Here is a 682-nt window from a genome sequence, read left to right as displayed (position 1 = left end):
AGGCTGGGGGTTCCGGAAAGCTTTCAGCTTTAAGCCAGTTATTAAAACCCCTTTTGATTTGTTAAAACAGCTTGCGGTCTGGCAACTGCAAAAGTTCAACAAGAAATCAAAAGGGGGGCCCGATGGGGGACGAAAAGAGCTTAGCGCACACCCGATGGAACTGTAAATATCACATAGTTTTTGCGCCAAAATACCGAAGACAGGCGTTCTACGGAGAGAAACGCCTGGCGATAGGCAGCATTTTAAGAAAGCTGTGTGAGTGGAAAAAACGTACGGATCCTGGAAGCGGAATGCTGCGCAGATCATATCCATATGCTTGTGGAAATCCCGCCCAAAATGAGCGTATCCGGCTTTATGGGATATCTGAAAGGGAAAAGCAGTCTGATGCTTTATGAGCAGTTTGGCGATCTGAAATTCAAATACAGGAACAGGGAATTCTGGTGCCGGGGATATTACGTAGATACGGTAGGGAAGAACACGGAGAAGATACAGGAATACATAAAGCACCAGCTTGCAGAGGATAAAATGGGCGAGCAATTGTCGATCCCTTATCCGGGCAGCCCGTTTACGGGCCGTAAGTAAAGAAGTTTGATGCAAATGTCAGATCGTATGCGCCTGTTAGGGCGCGGCTGGTAACAGAGCCTTACAGGCGCATCTGAAAAACCTCCGGCTATGCCGGAGG

Annotated in this window: 1 pseudogene; it reads left to right on the top strand. The window is 48.1% G+C overall.

The window, feature by feature from the left end:
• Window positions 1-122: 122 nt before the first annotated feature.
• A pseudogene (gene tnpA / locus BN2591_RS24160) lies at window positions 123-582 on the top strand (IS200/IS605 family transposase).
• Window positions 583-682 lie beyond the last annotated feature (100 nt).

It is taken from the genome of Kosakonia pseudosacchari (assembly GCF_900184035.1).
GTDB lineage: Bacteria > Pseudomonadota > Gammaproteobacteria > Enterobacterales > Enterobacteriaceae > Kosakonia > Kosakonia pseudosacchari.
The sequence above is the reverse complement of the archived record's forward strand: the minus strand, read 5'-3'. Positions and strand labels throughout refer to the sequence as shown.